At 67.6% G+C, this 18,929-nt stretch carries 13 protein-coding genes and 1 pseudogene; all 14 read left to right on the top strand.

Annotated features, from left to right (window positions below; translation table 11 throughout):
* The first annotated feature begins 41 nt into the window (after positions 1–41).
* Positions 42–938 carry an FYVE zinc finger domain-containing protein gene (locus ISP14_RS00760; protein ID WP_404535166.1) on the top strand — a complete coding sequence of 299 codons (897 nt, stop codon included), beginning with the start codon at positions 42–44 and terminating at the stop codon, positions 936–938.
* Between the two features lie 216 nt (positions 939–1,154).
* A complete protein-coding gene (locus ISP14_RS00755) occupies positions 1,155–1,625 on the top strand; it encodes a hypothetical protein (RefSeq protein ID WP_404535163.1) in 471 nt (156 codons plus the stop codon).
* Positions 1,626–1,860: 235 nt separating this feature from the next.
* Positions 1,861–2,355, top strand: coding sequence for a hypothetical protein (locus tag ISP14_RS00750; RefSeq protein ID WP_404535161.1), 495 nt, complete (start codon positions 1,861–1,863; stop codon positions 2,353–2,355).
* Positions 2,356–2,462: 107 nt separating this feature from the next.
* The gene (locus ISP14_RS00745) at positions 2,463–2,750 is read left to right on the top strand and encodes a PAAR domain-containing protein (RefSeq protein ID WP_404535159.1); all 288 of its coding nucleotides are present in this window, start codon (positions 2,463–2,465) and stop codon (positions 2,748–2,750) included.
* An 83-nt stretch (positions 2,751–2,833) separates the two neighbouring features.
* Positions 2,834–4,147 (top strand): tetratricopeptide repeat protein, encoded by a 1,314-nt coding sequence (locus tag ISP14_RS00740; protein WP_404536090.1) that lies wholly within the window; start codon positions 2,834–2,836, stop codon positions 4,145–4,147.
* Between the two features lie 445 nt (positions 4,148–4,592).
* Entirely contained in the window at positions 4,593–6,593 is a 2,001-nt protein-coding gene (locus tag ISP14_RS00735) for a type VI secretion system Vgr family protein (RefSeq protein ID WP_404535156.1), read from the top strand.
* 10 nt (positions 6,594–6,603) lie between these two features.
* Positions 6,604–7,161: a DUF6931 family protein gene (locus ISP14_RS00730; protein WP_404535154.1), complete on the top strand. Its 558-nt coding sequence runs from the start codon at positions 6,604–6,606 to the stop codon at positions 7,159–7,161.
* A 2-nt stretch (positions 7,162–7,163) separates the two neighbouring features.
* Positions 7,164–8,492, top strand: coding sequence for a type VI secretion system-associated FHA domain protein TagH (gene tagH / locus ISP14_RS00725; RefSeq protein ID WP_404535152.1), 1,329 nt, complete (start codon positions 7,164–7,166; stop codon positions 8,490–8,492).
* A 25-nt stretch (positions 8,493–8,517) separates the two neighbouring features.
* Positions 8,518–9,858: a type VI secretion system baseplate subunit TssK gene (gene tssK / locus ISP14_RS00720; RefSeq protein WP_404535150.1), complete on the top strand. Its 1,341-nt coding sequence runs from the start codon at positions 8,518–8,520 to the stop codon at positions 9,856–9,858.
* Positions 9,859–9,895: 37 nt separating this feature from the next.
* The gene (gene icmH / locus ISP14_RS00715) at positions 9,896–11,212 is read left to right on the top strand and encodes a type IVB secretion system protein IcmH/DotU (RefSeq protein ID WP_404536089.1); all 1,317 of its coding nucleotides are present in this window, start codon (positions 9,896–9,898) and stop codon (positions 11,210–11,212) included.
* A 4-nt stretch (positions 11,213–11,216) separates the two neighbouring features.
* The gene (gene tssM / locus ISP14_RS00710) at positions 11,217–14,738 is read left to right on the top strand and encodes a type VI secretion system membrane subunit TssM (protein WP_404535148.1); all 3,522 of its coding nucleotides are present in this window, start codon (positions 11,217–11,219) and stop codon (positions 14,736–14,738) included.
* 135 nt (positions 14,739–14,873) lie between these two features.
* A complete protein-coding gene (tagF, locus tag ISP14_RS00705) occupies positions 14,874–16,424 on the top strand; it encodes a type VI secretion system-associated protein TagF (protein ID WP_404535146.1) in 1,551 nt (516 codons plus the stop codon).
* Positions 16,421–17,140 (top strand): PP2C family protein-serine/threonine phosphatase, encoded by a 720-nt coding sequence (locus tag ISP14_RS00700; protein ID WP_404535143.1) that lies wholly within the window; start codon positions 16,421–16,423, stop codon positions 17,138–17,140. The genes tagF and ISP14_RS00700 overlap by 4 nt, the downstream gene beginning before the upstream one ends.
* Before the next feature lie 7 nt (positions 17,141–17,147).
* Positions 17,148–18,836: pseudogene (locus tag ISP14_RS00695) on the top strand (protein kinase domain-containing protein); the annotation flags it as partial.
* Positions 18,837–18,929 lie beyond the last annotated feature (93 nt).

Genomic DNA, 18,929 nt, shown 5'->3' with positions numbered 1-18,929 from the left:
ATGATGCTGCGGTTACATCACGACTGAAAGGTGGTGCATCGATGGACTGGAATGCCTATCAGATTTTCAGGGCCGGCATCTTGAACGGCAGTACGCCCGAGTCGTACGCCGGATCGCTGATGCTGTCCGGCACCACATTCGACAATCACACCGATCTCTCCATCAAGGGAGAAGAGCGGGACAACGTGTTGGCGAACTTCACCAACGATATGGACGACGGCAGCGACTTCGTCTGGTTGGGCAGGGGGCGTATCCGTGGCCATTTCGGGATGACCACGGGAGGGCATCCGGCGCTGAAGGGACATCAGGAGATTTATTCTGCCGGCGAGGTCCACAACGGCAGCGTGGTTTTCAAGAGCGGCCATTTCCATCCGGCGCGGGAAAACGCCATCGGTTTCATGATCGACATGGTCGATACTTCCTGCAACGGCCTTCTGGGATTGGCGCGAGACACGATGGTCGCCGATATCGCCAGGCTCCCGATGGTCATCTATCGGTCCGAAACGGCGACCTACCGGACCACGCTCGATCAAATCAACGCTCCGGTGGTGCCCATGGCGCCCGTGGTGGCAACAACTTCCACGAGATCGGCGCCCAGGGCTATCGGGGGCAAGCCGGTGGGCGGTGGTATGGCGAGCAGCTCCGTCGTGTCGATTTCGAGGGCGCCGGTGATTACGGTGCTGGACAATGGCGCATCCCGCCGCAAGCAATGGCAGCCTGATTCCGCCAACCCGAATTGCCATGAGTGCGGCAAGGCGTTCACTTTCACCAAGCGGCGTCACCATTGCCGGCGATGCGGGCACGTTGTGTGCGGCGATTGCTCGCAAACTCGGCGATATGTTCGCTTTCCGTCCAACTCGCGCAACGTTGACGAGGAGAATACAAGCCGCGATCAGGTGCGCGTTTGCGATGGCTGTACTGCCGTCAGGGATATTTAGAGGAATGTGAGGTGGCGGGCAAAAAGGCGGAGCGGCTTGCGCTTGCAGGCGGTCGGGAAGACTTGTAAAGGTATCGGTCGATAAAAGGCTTGTGGCGGTGTCGGTCGATAAGAGGTCGGGTTATTTATCTCTTGGATGCCGTTATGGTGGAAATGAATTAACTGAACCTGTCCATTTTTCGGTCGGCTGTTGGCTTGCTAATCGCGAGGATGTGTCATGCCTAAGATTTATGCGTCATATCTCGGAAAGATTAGTGGGAAGAGAATCAGTCGTGAGGGATTCAATGCCAATGAGCGTGCGAGGGGCAATCGACGAGCGCCATCGATCAACATAAAGAAGTATGCCCCTAAGCTGGGTGAGTTGATGGATGGTCTCAAGCTTGAAAGTCGTAGCGCATATGCATGTGCCGAGGCGCAGGCGCTGGCCAAATTACTTGGCGCGATAAACAATTTTGGTCTGGATTTCAGTCAGATTGAATTTTCCAGGCCGACTTCGGATTCAGGCTTGCTGTTGTGGTCGCCGTGTCAGAATTGTTCTTCATGGATGTCCCTGAAATCAGGGGGAGGGTCGACTGGTATCTATAAAATCAAGGATGAAGTCGTCGCGCAATTGCATCCAAAAGAATCTCCGAGGTTCAGTATAAACATAGATAGCAAGACGGAATTTCCGGATCTTCCCTCCAAGTGATGAGGTGGGTGATTTAGGGTATGGGTGGATGGCGGGATGGATGTCGGAATGTGCTTTTCTCCGCCCTTGGCAACAGTCCGCTCTGACTCTGGTTTTGCAAGCCGATCAAATTGGCGGCCAATGGCGGATTCGTTATCTTTATCTTTGCGTGTCCGATGGTGGTCCGCGTTTCGGTGCTCAGGCATTGATCGCCTGAATGTTTTTGCAGCTATCCATCAACTCCTGAGGGCTGACCATGGCCGCAATCGACTATGAATACGAAGTCTCCCGTGGCATACGCAACTCAGCCGACCCCGGGGATGATCCGGGTGCGCGTTGCGGTGCCGGTGGACGCCTGGCTGTCAAGGAAACCGATCCGCACCGCATACCCATCATCCGGGAGTGGGAGTACGCCGCGGGCCGGGTGATCGCCTTTTCAAAAATCGACTCGTGCCTCGGCGCCATACAGATCGCTGACAACAACAGGTTGCGCGGAGCCCACTTCGCGATGTTCGCGTCTGGCCTGCAATACGACACTGTCCAGTTCGTCGCGGCGATGGCCGCTGCCGGATTTCAGGTGGCACTACCCATTTTGTACATCGGAGGAGGGGTTGCCGATTGGACGGCAGGCCTGGGAGCGAATGCGTACATGGGCGTCGCTCCTTTTCCTCATGCCGTGGTAGATGCAGCACAGCAAAGGTGGATTTTCGAGATCAGCAACGGTCTGTTTACCTACCACTCCATGGCGTAGAGCGTCGCCGCCGGTGGTGGCGGAAGCGCGTGAGCTCGTGATTGAGCGCCCCGGCGCCATGACAGGAATCGCCGGGCGATTGCGCATTGGAGGGTAGAGGAGCCTTTATGCAGCCAGCCGCCCGTCTTACCGACATGCACGTCTGCCCCATGGTCACCGGCGTGGTGCCCCATGTCGGCGGGCCGATTTCCGCGCCCGGCGCGCCCACGGTGCTGATCGGCGGCCTGCCGGCGGCGCGGCTGGGCGACATGGCGGTATGTGTGGGGCCGCCGGACAGCATCGTCAAGGGCTCGCCCACGGTGCTGATCGGCGGACAGCCGGCGGCGCGGCTGGGCGACTCCTGCGCGCATGGCGGCACGATCGTGCTGGGCTGCTTCACCGTGCTGATCGCGTGAGCATGCGCATGAACCGCGATTCGGCCCAGGTCGTGGTCCGCCCTGCGGCCGTGAAGGACTGGCGTGCCGTGCTGAAGCAGGCGATGCGGGCGCACCAGGCCGACGATCCCGATCATGCCGAGCAGTTGTATCGCGAGGTGCTGGACCTGCGCGTGGCGCAGCCCGACGCGCTGCATTACCTCGGTGTGCTGTGCCACCAGGGCGGGCGCAGCGACGAAGGCGTGGAGCTGATCCGCACCGCGCTGCAAGTCACGCCGAAACACCCGGACGCACACAATAACCTCGGCAACATCCACAAGGAGTGCGGTCGCCTGCGCGAGGCGGAGGCCTGCTACCGCAAGGCACTGGAGCATGGCCCGCAGCACTACAACGCGCTGAGCAACCTCGCCGTGGTGCTGGAGGCGCAGGAGCGTCCGCAGGAGGCTTTCGAGGCCTATGAAAAGCTGCTGCAGCAAGCGCCTGATTTCGCGCAAGGGCACTATCTGCTGGGCTTGTTCCTGCGCAACCACGCGCAGGGCCTCGAGCACATCGAGCAGTCGGTGGCCTGCTTCCGCGAGGCCTACGCGCTGGAACCCCGTTTCGTGCAGGCGCTGGAGGCGCTGAGCGTGTCGCTGTACGTGCTGGGCCGGTCCGACGAGGCCGTGCAGGTATACCGCGACTGGATGGCGCGCGAGCCGGACAACCCGATCCCGCGCCACATGCTGGCGGCCTGCGGCGGCGCCGACGCGCCGGTGCGCGCGGGCGACGCCTATGTGCGCGATATCTTCGACCGCTTCGCCGACAGCTTCGACGAACAACTGCTGCAGAACCTCGACTACCGCGCGCCGCAGGTGCTGGCGGGTGTGCTGAACGCGGTGCTGCCGGCGCCCGCCGCCGCGCTCGACGTGCTGGATGCCGGCTGCGGCACCGGTCTGTGCGCACCGCTGCTGCGCCCGCATGCGCGCCAGCTGGCGGGTGTGGATCTTTCCGGCGGCATGGTGGAGAAGGCGCGCCAGCGCGGCGGCTACGACGCGCTGGACGTGGCGGAGCTCACCGCCTACCTGCAAGAGCAGCCCGATGCCTGGGACGTGGTGCTGTCGGCCGACACCCTGGTGTATTTCGGCGAGCTCGGCCCGGTACTCGCCGCGGCCCACGCGGCCTTGCGGCCGGGCGGCTGGCTGGTCTTTTCGCTGGAGGCGAAGGAGGGCGAAGAGGATCGCGTGGAACTCACCGCCAGTGGGCGCTACCGCCATTCGCGCATCCATGCGCTGCGTGCGCTGGAGCGGGCGGGTTTCGGCGACATCCGCATCGACGAGGACAGCTTGCGCAAGGAGTTCGGCCAGCCGGTGCGCAGCTGGGTGGTGCGGGCGCGTTGCGTAGATGCTGCGACGGCGGCAGCGGAGCGGCTGCCGGCGTGAACCGGCTCTCGAAGCGACATCCGGGCGGAAGGGCGCGCGCGGGCCAGGCGGCTGCGGCGTCCCCCTCCACGCGGTGGCCGGCGATCCCGGTATCGCCCTGACGGCGCCGCGATGCCGACGGCGCCCGCTGCGGGCGCCAGTGCTGGCAGGAAAATCATGTCAATCAATCGGTTGTAGCGCCGCGGCAGCAAATTTGCAGGGGCGTGACCCGAAATGCCGCGCGATTGCGCATTACAGGGGGAGGAGTTCCTATGCCACCCGCCAATCGTCCAGCCAACCTGCCTGTCTGTCCGCTGCCCGCCGGTGTGCAACCACGCGGCGGCGACCCGTTTCCGGTGCGCAGTGCACAGATGCTGCCGGCCGGTCGGGCGATGGAGCGCAGCGACGCCCTGCAGGAGCCACGCCGGCATGAACGACCTTTGCCATTTCCCGGGAGCGTAGCCGCATGAGCGATCCCATCAAGATCACTTCCAGCAAGTGCGACAACCTGCTGTTCGTCGGCTTGAGTGCGGACGAGGCGCTGGGCGAGCTCTTCCGGTTCGAGCTGCAGTTCGAGAGCCAGGACGCGAGCATTGACCTGACCTCGCTGCTGGGCTCCTCGATGACCGTGACGCTGACCCTGCAGGATGGTTTCGAGCGTCATTTCAACGGCATGGTCTGCGAGGCCTCGCAGACCGGCGTCACCACCGTCGACACGCTGGTCTTCGCGCAGTACGCCGTCATCCTGGTGCCCAAGCCGTGGCTGCTGGAACAGATCGTGGACTGCCGCATCTTCACCGAGATGACCGTCCCCGACATCATCCAGAAGCTGCTGGAGGAATCCGGCTACACCGACGTGAAGAACAGTCTCACCGGCAACTACACGCAGCGCGACTACTGCGTGCAGTACCGCGAGGATTGCCTGGCCTTCATCCATCGCCTGATGGAGCAGGAGGGCATTTACTATTACTTCACCCACGACAGCAGCAAGCACACCATGGTGCTGGCCGACGGTGTGGGCGCGCATGCCGCCGTGGACGCCTTCAAGAAGGTGCCGTTCGCGCCCGGCGCCGGCGGCGCGTTGAGCAAGGCTGCGCGCATCGCCACGTTCGAAGCGGTGCGCGGCGTGGATGGCGCCACCTTCAAGCTGACCGACTACAACCCGCTCACGCCGAAGGCGTCGCTGCTCTCCTCGCAGACCAGCGACGGCAACCAGCCGGCGACGACCTACAGCGTCTTCGACTTTCCCGGCGCGCATGGGGACGCGAGCGTGGGCCAGCATTACGCCAGTGTGCGCGCCGAAGCCCTGACTGCTGCGCGTTCCGGCTACCGCGGCTCCACCGACGCCTGCGGCGCGGAAGCCGGCAACCTGTTCACCCTGAGCGAGTACCCGCGCAAGGATCTCAACCGGGAATACCTGCTGACAGCCACCCAGAGCCACCTGCACGGCGGCGGCCACGCCTCGGGCGGCGGGGACGTGCTCGAATTCCAGTGCCAGTTCCGCGCGCTTCCCAGCAGCATTCCGTTCCGCAAGGAAATCAGGACGGCGAAGCCGAAGGTCGTCGGCCTGCAGACCGCGATCGTCACCGGCAGCGATACCGACGAGGACATCGCCGTCGACCAGTACGGCCGTGTGCAGGTGAATTTCCACTGGAACATGCCGGACAAGCCGAACGCGAAGTGCTCCTGTCCGGTGCGCGTGGCTTCGCCGTGGGCCGGCAAGGGCTGGGGCGCGGTGAGCATCCCGCGCGTGGGCCAGGAAGTGGTGGTGAGCTTCCTCGAAGGCGACCCCGACCGGCCGCTGATCATCGGCAGCGTCTACAACGCCGCGAACACCGTGCCTTACGGCCTGCCCGACAACAAGACCCAGAGCGGCATCAAGAGCCGCAGCCTGCTCGGCGGCACCGACGACTACAACGAGCTGCGCTTCGAGGACAAGCAGGGCAGCGAGGACTTCTTCATCCACGCGCAGAAGGACATGCACGAAGAGGTGGAGAACGATCACGTGGTGACTATCGACCACGACGAGACGGTGGAAGTGAAGAACAACCAGACGCTGACCGTCGACAACGACCAGACCGAGACGATCAAGCACGACCGCAAGGTCACCGTGCAGAACGAAGACAAGCTCGACGTCACCGCCAACGGCACCACCACGATCGGCCAGAAATTCAAGCTCGACGCGGGCACCGAGATCGACCTGGTCTGCGGCGCCTCCAGCATCACGTTGAAGGCATCGGGCGACATCGAGATCAAGGGCGTCAACATCAAGATCACCGGCGACGCCACGGTGAAGGTGGCGGGCCAGGCTTCGGTGGACATCGGCGCCGGCGCCAGCGTGAAGGTGCACTCGGACGCGATGATGAACGTGGAGGGGGGCGCGATGACTACGGTGAAAGGGCCGATGCTGCAGCTCACCGGCGATGGCATGGCCAAGCTGGGCGGCGGCATCACCATGATCGGTTGAGGAGGCGCATATGTCCGCGATCTTGCAAGCGTCGATGCAGATGGGCCTGTCGCCCGCGGCCAGCGCGCGCCTGCGGCCGGAGATGACGCCGCAGGCGGCGGTGCAGTCCCTGCTGGACGCCGGCGAGGCGCAGGACGCGCTGAAGCTGTTGGCGCGCCTGCTGCCCAAGCGCTACGCGGTGGCGTGGCTGTGCCAGTGCGCGCGCGACCAGCCGCTGGAGCTGGAGGACAAGGCCGGCGCCTCGCTGGCCGAGAAATGGGTGCGCGAGCCCACCGAAAGCAACCGCCGCGCCGCGTACGAATTTGCCAACTCCGGCGGCTACAAGTCGCTGGGCGCGTGGATGGCCGCGGCGGCCGGCTGGTCGGGCGGCAGTCTGGCGCCGGCCGCACAGGAGACGCCGGCGCCGCCGCCGGAACACCTCACCGCGTGCGCCACGGTGGCGGCGGCCAATCTGATGGCGGCGCTGGTGGCCGAACAGTTCGCGGCACGCCGCGCCGAGTTCGTCGCCCGTGCCTTGACTCTGCTCGGCACCGGCGACGCCGCCGCTGCGGGCACCAGGGGAGCTTGAGCGTGTCGATGCAGACACTGACATTAGCGGTGCTCGGCCGGCAGGCCGCGCAGTTTGGCAGCCGCAGCCAGCGAAGCTTTCCGCAGGTCGGCGGCAGCATCGGCCGTTCCGAGGATTGCGACTGGGTGCTCGGCGCACCAGGGGTGTCGCGCATCCACGCGATGGTGCGCTGCCTCAACGGCATCTACTTCATCGAGGACCGCAGCACCAACGGCATGCTGCTCAACGGCGCGCCACTGGCCAGGGGCGAGCCCTCCGCGCTGAAGGACGGCGACCGCCTGCAGATCGACACCTTCGAAATCTCGGTGCAGGTGCAGGCGCAGGATCAGGCTGTGCCGTCGCCGCCGGTCGCACTCGCGCCGGCCGTCGCGCCTGCGCCCCTGGCCGGCGATCCGCTGGACTTCGGCCTGTCCGACCTGTTGTCGCCGGCCACGCCGCCGGCCGCTGGTGCGGGTTCCAGCCTGATCCCCGATGCCGCGGCGATCGGTGGCGACCTCGATCCGCTGAGCTTCCTCGATGCGCCTTATGCGACGCCGGCGCCGGAGCCCGCGCCGTCGCAGCCGGCGCCGGTCCCCAGCTGGAACCACACGCCTGGCACGGCCGACCACTTCCGCCCACCGGTCACCGACGTGCAGCGCCAGGCGCAGGTGCTGCCGGAGAACTGGGATCTGACCATGGGCGATTTCGCGCCCAAGGCGGAACCGGCCGCGCCTATCGCTGCGCCCGTCGCGCCGCAGGCCGCCGTGCCGGTGGCTGCGCCCATCGCCGCAGCGGCGGCGACCGCTCTGCCGGCGGAACTGGAGCAGATCCTGCTGATCGTCGCCGACGGCGTGATGGACGTGCTGCGCGCCCGCGCCGAGATCAAGAACACCTTCCGTCTGCCGGTGACCATCATCCAGCGTTCGGAGAACAACCCGCTGAAGTTCGCGCCCACCGCGGACGAGGCGGTGCAACGCATCCTGGCGCCGACCGGGCCGGCCTTTCTGTCCGGCAGCGCGGCCTTCCAGGATGCCTTCGAGGACATCCGCTGCCACCAGATGGCGATGCTGGCCGGCGTGCGTGCAGCGTTCGAGTCGCTGCTGGTGCACTTCAATCCCGACCGCTTCGAGCACGAGGCCGACGGTGGCGCGAAGCGCGCGGCCTTCGGCGGCAAGGGCCGCTACTGGGATCGCTATCGCGAGCATTTCGAAGAACTGATGGGCAATCCGGACGAGTGCTTCCGCCGACTGTTCGGCGACGAATTCGCGCGTGCCTACGAGGAACAACTGGCACGACTGAAGTCGGCGCGGCGGGCAGGGCACACGCCGCGTCCGTCGACCACGGGCGCATGAAACCAACGACAAGCGAGTGCGAGGCATGACGCAGAACAACAAGGTGATCTGGAGCGAAGGTCTGTTCCTCAGGCCCCAGCACATGCAGCAACAGGAGCGCTACCTGGAGCGCTTCGTCGAACTGCGCGCCGGCAGCCTGCGCCCCTACGCCTGGGGCTTCCACGAGCTGGAACTGGAAGCCGACCTGCTGGCGATCGGCAAGCTGGGCATCAAGCGTGCGCGCGGTGTGCTTCCCGACGGCACGCCGTTCGCGATGCCCGGCGACGATCCGCTGCCGCCGCCGCTGGACGTGGATGCGAACTGGCGCGACCAGACCGTCTACCTCACCTTGCCGCTGCGCTCGCCCACCCAGCCCGACAGCGGGCGGCCGGAGGCGCCGGCAGAGAAGCTGTTCCGCTTCCGCGTACGCGAGGCGGAAGTGCGCGATGCCTCCGGCAGCACCGACGGCGCGACGCCGCTGGAAGTGGGCGGCATGAGCAGCCGGCTGCTGCCGCAGTCGCAGCCGATGGAGGGGCTGACCCGCATGCCGCTGGCACGCATCATCGAGTGCCGCACCGACCGCCGGGTGATGCTGGACGACGCGTTCATGCCCACCGGCCTTTCCTGCCAGGGCGTGTCGCGGCTGGTGACCTTCCTCACCGAACTGCTCGGCTTGCTGCACCAGCGCGGCGAGGCGCTGGCCAGCCGGGTGGCGCTGACCGACCGCGGTGGCGCGGCGGAGATCGCCGACTTCCTGCTGCTGCAGGTGGTGAACCGCTGCCAGCCGCTGGTGGCGCATCTGGCCGAGGCGCCGCTGCTGCATCCGGAGGAGCTGTACCGGGTGCTGGTGGCGATGGCGGGCGAATTGGCCACCTTCACCGCGCCGGGCAAGCGGCCGCCCGCGCTGCCGCCGTACCGCCACGAGGCACTGCGCGAAAGCTTCGAGCCGGTGATCGCCGCACTGCGCGCCAGCCTCAGCGCCGTGATGGAACAGACCGCCACGCCGATCCCGTTGCAGGAACGCAAATACGGTGTGTGGGTGGCGGTGGTGCCCGACCTCACCTTGCTCGACAACGCCGCCTTCGTGCTGGCGGCGAAGGCCGACGTGAAGTCCGAGGAGCTGCGCCGGCAGCTGCCCGCGCAATCGAAGATCGGCCCGGTGGAGAAGATCCGCGACCTGGTGAACCTGCAGTTGCCGGGCATCCCGGTGTCGCCGATGCCGGTGGCGCCGCGGCAGATTCCGTACAACGCCGGCTACCTGTATTTCGAGTTCGACCGGCACGCGGCGATGTGGCGCGAGCTGAAGACGTCCGGCGGCATTGCCTTCCACTTCGGCAGCGGCTTCGCCGGGCTGGACCTGCAGCTGTGGGCGATTCGAGGAGGCTGATGTGAGTACGCCCAAAGGTCCGTTCGACGACGATCCGATGCGCGACGCCACCGTGGTGCGTCCGCGTGGCGCGGCACCCGCGCCCGCGCAGGCACCCGCGCCGGTCGCGCCGCCCGTGGCTGCACCCGCACCCGCGCCGCGCGGTGTGGCGGCCACGCCGGCCGAGATCAGCGCCTTCCTCGGCAGCGGCATGAATCCGCTGGTGCAGGCGGCCAGCCCTCTGCTGCTGCTGGCGGTGCAGCTGCGCCACAGCGCGACGCCGCCGGACGCACACCATCTGCGCGAGCAGACGGTGGCCCAGGTGCGCAAGTTCGAAAGCCACACGCAGCAGGCGAACATTGCCCAGCAGACCGCGCTGGCCGCGCGCTACGTGCTGTGCACCATGCTCGACGAGGCGGTGCTCAACGCGCCCTGGGGCGAGCAGAGCGGTTGGGCGCAGCAGACCTTGCTGGTGACCTTCCACGGCGAGTCCTACGGCGGCGCGAAGTTCTTCCAGATCCTGGAGCGCTTGTGCGCGGATTTCTCGCGCCACATCGACCTGATCGAACTGATGTACATCTGCCTCGCGTTGGGTTTCGGCGGGCGCTACCTGATCGAGGCCGGCGGCCGCGCCAAGCTGGCCGACATCCAGGAAGACCTGTACCGGCGCATCCGCGCGCAGCGCGCGCCGGCCGCGCAGGAGCTGGCGCCGCATTGGCGCGGCATCCAGGACCGGCGCAATCCGCTGATCCGCTACGTGCCGCTGTGGGTGATCGTGGCGGCGGCGGCCTGCGTGCTGCTGGGCGCCTACCTGTATTTCCATTCACGCTTGAACACCTTGTCCGCGCCGGTCAGTGCGCAGCTGGCGCAGGTCGGCCTGGAAAGCGCCACGCCGCCGGCCATGGCACAACTGAACAAGACCAATCCGCCGCCGGCGCATCCCACGCTCAAGCAGCTGCTGGCGCCGGAGGAACAGGCCGGCAAGCTTGCCATCGTCGAGCAGGGCAACGGCCGCGAGCTGGTGCGGCTGTCCGCCACCGGCATGTTCGCCTCCGGCGGCGTGGAGGTCAGCGACAGCGAGCTGCCGCTGCTGCATGCGATCACCGCGGCGCTGAACCAGGTGCCGGGACGGGTAATCGTAGTGGGGCATACCGACGACCAGCCGATCCGCTCGCTGAAGTTCAAGGACAACTTCGCGCTTTCCGCGGCACGTGCGCATGCAGTGCAGCAGGTGCTCGGCGAAGGCCTGGACAACCCCGGCCGGCTCGAGGCCAGCGGTGCCGGCGATTCGCAGCCGATCGCGCTGCCGCCGAACCAGCCGGCGAATCGTGCGCGCAACCGGCGCGTGGAACTGATGTACATCCCCGAGGGTTGAACCAGTGGCCAAGTTCCTGAGCTTGTTGAAGACCGGCTGGTTCATCACCCTCATCGGCATCGTGCTGCTGGCGGTGCTGATCTGGCTGGGCGGCCCGTACCTGGGCATCGGTGCGTCGCAGCCGCTGGCCGGCGTGGCGGCGCGTTTGCTGCTGATCGTGTTGATCGTGGTGGTGTGGCTGGCGATCCTGCAGATCCGCGCCTGGCGCGCGCGCGGCAAGGCGCAGCAGATGTCCGGCGAACTGGCCGGGCAGGGCGGGCAGGGCGACGATCGCGACGCACGCAGCACGGCCGAACGCAGCCAGTTGCAGGCGCGTTTCCAGGAAGCGGTAGACACCTTGCGCAAGACCCGCCGCGGCGGCAACTTGTATGCGCTGCCGTGGTACGTGGTGATCGGTCCGCCGGGTTCGGGCAAGAGCACGCTGCTGCAGAATTCCGGGCTCAATTTCCCGCTGTCCGAGCGCTTCGGCAAGGAAGCGCTGCGCGGCGTCGGCGGCACCCGCAACTGCGACTGGTGGTTCACCGACGAAGCGGTGTTCCTCGACACCGCCGGCCGCTACACCATGCAGGACTCCGACCGCGACGCCGATGCCTCGGCGTGGGCCGAGTTCCTGAAGCTGCTGCGCAAGTACCGCAAACGCCGGCCGATCAACGGCGTGGTGATCGCGATGAGCATGTCCGACCTGCTGACGCTGGACGAGACGGGCCTCGCCGAACACATCCAGGCGATCCGCCGCCGGCTGGACGAACTGGCCACGCACCTGCGCATCGGCGTGCCGGTGTACCTCACCTTCACCAAGTGCGACCTGGTCGCCGGCTTCGGCGAATTCTTCGACGACCTCAATCCCGAGCTGCGCAGCCAGGTGTGGGGCTTCTCGTTCCCGCTGGAAGCGACCATGGACGGCAGCGCCGCCAAACGCTTCGGCGAAGAATTCGACCTGCTGCTGCGCCAGCTCGACACGCGCATCCTCGACCGCCTGCATGCGGAGCGCGACCGCAACCGGCGTGCGGCGATCCTGTCGTTCCCGCAGCAGCTGGCCGCCTTGCGCGAGATCGCGCGGCGCTTCGTGGAAGGTGTGTTCAGCGGCCACGCGTATGCCGCGCAGCCGCTGTTGCGCGGCGTCTACCTCACCTCTGGCACCCAGGAAGGCACGCCGATCGACCGCATGATGAGCGCCGTGGCGCGCACCTTCGGCGTCGACGCGGGACAACTGCACGTGCCCGGCGCACAGCGGCGCACCTTCTTTGTCGAGCGCTTGCTGAAGGAGGTGCTGTTCGGCGAGTCGGGTTTTGCCGGCACCAATCCGTCGCTGGAGCGGCAGAAGGTGCTGCTGCAGATCGCTTCCTACGCGGGCGTGCTGCTGCTGACGGTGCTGCTGCTGGTGGGTTTCGGCACCAGCTACGGCCACAACCGCGGCTACCTCGCCGACGTGCAGGCGGCGCTGCAGGGTTATCCGGCCAAGAGCGACGTCGACGCCACGACCACGCAGAAGGAGTATTTCGCCCGCGTGCTCGAACGGCTGGAAGGCCTGTCCGCGGTGCAGGATGCGGCGAACAAGTATCAGGGGCACGTGCCGTTCTCGATGCGTTTCGGCCTCTACCAGGGCAGCGCGGTGAGCGGGGAAGTGCGCGACGCCTACCTGCGCGAACTGAACGGCTTGCTGCTGCCGGGTGTGGCGGCGCAGTTCCGCAGCGGGCTCACCGGCAACGCCGGCGATCCGCAGGCGCTGTACTACTACCTCAAGGGCTACCTGATGCTGGGCGAGCCGCAGCACCAGAACGCCGACGAGCTGGCCGCGCTCACCGACATCGAATGGCGCAAAGTGTTTCCCGGCGACACGGTGCTGCAGCAGGCGCTGGCGAAACATTTCCACGCGCTGGTGGCGGAGCCGGGCCGCTTGCGTGCGCTCAGCCTGGACAAGACCCTGGTGGAGCAGGCGCGCAACACCTTGCGCACGGCAGACCTGCCCACGCTGATCTACGGCAACCTCAAGCTCGGCGCCGGCAGCACGGACTATCCGCCGCTGCAGCTGGACAAGTCGCTGGGCCTGCTAGGCAACGTGTTCCGCCGCAAGAGCGGCGCGGCGCTGTCCGAGCCGATACCGGCGCTGTACACCCAGCCGATGTTCCAGTACGAGGCGAGCAAGGGCATCGCGCAGGCGGTCGACCAGTTCGCCAAGGACGACTGGGTGTTCGGCGCCACGCCCATCGACAGCTTGCAGAAGGCCCGCCTCGCGCAGCAGGTGCAGGCGCTGTACGAGCAGGACTACATCAAGGCCTGGGACGGCTTGCTTGCCGACCTGCAGTTGCAGCCGGTCGCCAGCATCCAGGACGCCAGCGCGATCGCCGCCAAGCTGTCCGGGCCCAGCTCGCCGCTGAAAGCCTTGCTCAACACGGTGCGCGACAACACCAGCGACATGATGAAGGCGCCGCCGCAGGATGCCGGGGACAAGGCGTTGGCCGGCGCGCAGCAGGCGGCCGAGAAGAAGGCGGCGCAGAAGCTCACCCAGAACGCGCTGGCCCGCGCGCTGGCCTCGTCCGGCGGCGCCGCCGCGCCCGCGGCGCAGCCGCCGGGTGCGGCGATCAGCGCGCACTTCGCCACGCTCGACCAGCTGAGCACGGGTGCGCCGGGCACGGCGCCGATCGACCAGACGCTGGGCGTGCTCGACCAGTTGAGCAAGACGCTGCTGACCATGACCGACTTCAGCAACGCCGCCGGCCAGCCCAACCCGCAGCTGCTGCTGGCGCAGCAGCAGGCATCGCAGCTGCCGGCGCCGGTATCCGGCTGGGTCGATGCGCTCACCGGCAAGAGCCAGGCGCTGGTGGCCAGCGGCACCAAGGGTGCGCTGGGCGACCAGTTCCAGCAGGTGGTGGGCAAGGACTGCGCCAGCTTCGTGCGCGGCCGCTACCCGTTCTCGCCGGACAGCCGCACCGACATCCCGCTGCAGAACTTCGGTGAGCTGTTTGGCAACGGCGGCAGCTTCGACAGCTTCAACAAGCAGACCTTGTCCAAGCTGGTCGACGCCAGCGGCCGCAATTGGCAGTGGAAGACCGGTCCGGGTGCCGTGGCCGGTCCGCCGGGCGTGCTGGCGGAGGCGCAGATGGCCGACGACATCCGCCAGATGTATTTCCGCAGCGGCAACCTGCCCGAAGTGGGTTTCACCTTGCAGGCGCCGCTGCTCGATGCCGGCATCGGCAAGCTGGAGTTCGACGTCGACGGCCAGAAATACGTCTACCAGCCCGGCGGCGCCACCAGCATGGCGATGAAGTGGCCGGGGCCGCAGCCGGGCCACGTCACGGTCTCCGCCTGGGACAGCTCGGGCACCTTGCTCAGCACCTTCGACTACCAGGGCGACTGGGCGTTCTTCCGTGCGCTGCAGGCCGCGCGCCTGCAGAAACAGTCGGACCTGAGCTTCCTCGCCACCTTCAATTTCGGCGGCAAGACGGCGAAGTTGACGATCCAGGCGAGCAATCTGAAGAACCCGTTCCTCAATACCGAAGTGCAACGTTTCCGGTGCGGTGGGTAGCCAGATGCCGATAGAGCCTGTTCACGGTTTCCAGGTACCCCGCGCCGGAATCTGTTTGCGCGCAGGCCAAGGAAGAGAGAGGGAGTGGACGTCCGCCCACGATCGAGCGATAGCAACGCGGAGTACCTGGAAACCGTGAACAGGCTCTCTACAGGGGGATTCTTCGGCAAGCTTCCCGGTACCGGGGATTTCGTACAACGGCGTTTGCCGTCGTTTTTCGTGGACAGCTGGGATCGCCATTTCGAGCAGGCGGTGAGCGCCAGCCGTGCGCGGCTGGGCGACGACTGGGCGGCTGCGTGGCGGGACGGCGCGGTGTGGCGCTTCGTGCTGGCGCCGGGCATTTGCGGCGAGCCGGCCTGGACCGGCGTGACGGGCCCGGCCAGCGACCGGGTGGGACGCTGCTTTCCGATGGTGATCGCCGTGCCGCTGGCGAATGCTGCCGCGATCGATGCAGTGCTGCGCAACGACACCTGGTTCGCCAGCGCCGAACGCACCCACCGCGAAGCGCAGGCGAACGGCGCCGGCGTCGATGCCTTCGATCTGCAGGTGGCTGCCTTGCCCGATCCGCTGGCGCCACCGACCGCGACCGGCGGCAGCGTGCCGCAGGCCGACTGGCGCGGCGCCGGCCATTGGCGGCTGGCGCTGCCGCTGGCCGGCGCCGACACCGGCTTCCTGGCGACGCTGTGGGAACAATTGCAGGAGACGCCAGGGCAGGCGTTGTGGTGGACGATGGGTGCGGCACGGATGCCGCCCAGCGTACTGGTGACCCGTGGCCTGCCCGAACCGGCTGCGTATGCCGGCATGCTCGACGCCGCGCATGCCGGCGCGCCATGGCAGGTGCCGGGCGCGGCGGCGCCGCCGCGCATGGCGCCACCGGTCGTGTCGCCGGTCGCCGCGACCATGCCGCCCCCCACGCCGGTCAAGCTGCCCGACGATCTGTCCGAGCTGTTCGCCGACCTGGCGCCGCAGCTGCACGCGATCGAACCCAGCGCGGCGGAGACCACGGTGCGCGCGGCCGACGTGGGCGGCGCGCGCGTGCTGCATCGCTACGATTGCGCACTGACGATGGTGGTGGCCGACGACGGCACGCCCGATCCGCGCCGGCAGGCCGCGGCGTCGGTCAGCGAACTGATCGGCCGCTTCGTGCCCAGCGATTTCGTCGCCGGCATGCAGGCGCTGCGCACGCGCCTGCTGGTGCTGCACACGCGCCTGCGCCAGCTGTCCGAGGACCATGCCGAGCCGGTGCACGAGGACGGCGCAGTGATCGCCGTGCGTGTCACCGGACGCTGGGCCGACCTGTTGCGCATCGGCACCGCGAGTGCCTGGCACTGGCGCGCAGGCCAGCTGCATCCCGTGTTCGCCGCCGGCGGTGGCGAGCGGCCGGCGGACGGCAGCGGACTCGGCGGCGAGCTGGACGACTTGCTGTTCAGCCGCACCTCGCCGGTGGCACCGGGGCTGGGTGCGCCCGCGCAGCCGATCTGCGACGAGGTCGTCTGCGAGATCGACACCGGCGACCGCCTGCTGCTGCTGGCCACCCGCAAGCTGGCGGAGCTGCCGCCGTCGCTGCTGGGCGAGGCGCTGGCATTGCCATCGCCGGATGCCGCGTGCGCGCACATCGCCGCCGTGGCGGGACTGGGTTCCAACGCGGCCGGCTGGCCGCTGGCCGTGATCGAGGTGCAGCCATGACCCTGCATTACCTGTCCGCGGGCCGTACCGAGACGGGCAAGGTGCGTCGGCACAACGAGGATTCGATCCTGCTGCGCGACGACGTCGGCCTGTGGGTGGTGGCGGATGGCCTCGGCGGCCACGCCGCTGGCGACTACGCCAGCCAGCTGATCGTCGAGCGGCTGAGTGCGTTGCCGCGCAAGGGCAGCGTGTTCGATTTCATCGAGTCGATCGAGGACAGCTTGCAGCAGATCAACGCCGACCTGATCGCCACCGCGCTGGAGCGCGGCAGCGACATCATCGGCTCGACCGTGGTCCTGCTGGTGCACGACAAGGACTTCATGCTGTGCGGCTGGGTAGGCGACAGCCGCGCCTACTGCAACGAGGACGGCCACCTGCGCCAGATCACCCGCGACCACGTGCACGGCGCCAAGGACGACATCACCCAGTTCGGCGGCGGCGCGGCGACGGCGCAGGCGGGCGCCGGCGTGCTCAGCCGCGCGGTCGGCGCCGAGGAGCGCCTGTTCATGGACTGGGTAGTCGCGAGCAACCGGCCCGGCACGCAGTTCCTGCTCTGTTCCGACGGCATCAACAAAGAGCTTTCCGACGAGGAACTCGACCAGGAGAGTCACGTCCAGCCCGAGCCTTCGGCGCTGCTGGCGCGCCTGTTCGACCTGTCGCTGCAGCGTGCCGCGCGCGACAATATTTCCGCCGTGATCGTGCGCCTGCAGGATTGAGCGGCGCATGACTTCCGTCGCCGAACTGCTTGTCGAATTCCAGGCCGGGCGGCTCACCTCGCCCGGGCTGTTCGACGCGCTGGCCGCGCGCGGTGCGGTGGCGGACGAAACCCTGCGCGACGAGCAGACCCTGCTTGAAGCGATGGCGGCCGACGGCAGGATCGAACCCGCGTTCGCCCACGCGCTGGTCGCGAAGCTGCACGGTCTGCAGCCGCCCGCAGCGGCGTCCGCGGCCGACGATGAGATGACGAAGGTGCAGGTGTCGGGCCCTCGCGCCGTGGCATCGCCGCCGGGCGCCGAGATGACCATGGTGCAGCCCGCCTCGCGTCCGCCGGCACCCGTGGGCGGTGCGGATGCCACCGTGGTCATGCCCGCCTCGCGCATGCCAGTGAGCGAGACGCCGCAGGCCAGCCGCACCGACTGGGCGCAGGTGGCCGAGGCGGCGGCCAGCGACCACGCCAGCGCGGGCATGCTGCTGAAGGGCCGCTTCCTGCTCGAACGCGAGATCGGCCGCGGCGGCATGGGCGTGGTCTATCTCGCCCGCGACGAGCGCAAGGTGGAGGCGCGCGACCGCGATCCGTACGTGGCGGTGAAGGTGCTGAACGACGAGTTCCGCCGGCATCCGGATTCGCTGATCGCGCTGCAGCGCGAATCGCGCCGCGCGCAGCTGCTGGCGCACGACAACATCGTGCGCGTCTACGATTTCGACAAGGACCGCAGCATCGTCTTCATGACGATGGAGTACATCGACGGTACCGACCTGCGCACACTGATCCGCGAGCGTGCCTACCACGGCATGCCGCTGGCCGAGGCGCGGCCGCTGATCGCCGGCATGGCCAGTGCGCTGCAACGCGCGCACGCGGCCGGCATCGTGCACTCGGACTTCAAGCCCGGCAACGTGATGGTGACGCGCGACGGCGTGCCCAAGGTGTTCGACTTTGGTATCGCGCGCGCGGCCAAGCGCCTGGGCGAGGCGGCCGGCGAGGAGACGGTGTTCGACGCCGGTACGCTGGGTGCGCTGACGCCGGCCTACGCCAGCCTGGAGATGACCCAGGGCAAGGAGCCGTCGCCGGCCGGCGACATCTACGCGCTGGGTTGCGTGACGTTCGAGCTGCTCACCGGCAAGCATCCGTTCGACAAGCAAAGCGCCGAAGTGGCGATGAAGGAAGGCCGCAAGCCGCCGTCGGTGCCGGGCCTGACCCGGCGCCAGTACAAGACGTTGTGCGACAGCGTCGCGTTCCAGGCCGGGCAGCGGCTGAAGAGCGTCGAGGCGTTGGTCGAAGGCCTGCGCGACGTCCGCCTGCGCGAACGCGCCGGCCGGCCACTGGCCTATGCGCTGGCCTGCATTCTGTTGCTGCTTGCGGGCGGCTGGCTGGCGGTCAGCCAGTGGCGCGCTCGCCAGGTGGAGGCGGTCGTGGCCGGCTTCCAGCCCGGTGCCGTCCATGCTTACGCGGACGAGACACAGGCGTTCGCCGCATTGACCCGGTTGAGCGAGGACGAACGGCGGCAACTGATGCTGGCGCACGGCGATCTGGTGCAGGCGTATCTGCTCGGGCGCGTGGATGCTTACTGGAAGCCTGCCCAGGGCCGGCGCGATTACGCCGCTGCCAGCCGGGTTTTCGACCTGCCTGCGCAACTGCATCTGTTCCTGCCGCAGCTGGAAGTCAGGCGCCTCGCCGTCGACAAGGAAAAGCACGACCTGGACCAGCCGAAGCCGGTCGCGAAGCCGGCGAACCCGACGGGGCCGGCGGCGGCCACGCTCGCATCGCAGCCGGCTACGGCCGCGCGC

Origin of the sequence: Dyella agri (assembly GCF_044904705.1) — a bacterium.
In the GTDB taxonomy this organism is placed as follows: domain Bacteria; phylum Pseudomonadota; class Gammaproteobacteria; order Xanthomonadales; family Rhodanobacteraceae; genus Rhodanobacter_A; species Rhodanobacter_A agri.
Note: the sequence above shows the minus strand (reverse complement) of the source record. Positions and strands in the feature narration are given on the sequence as shown.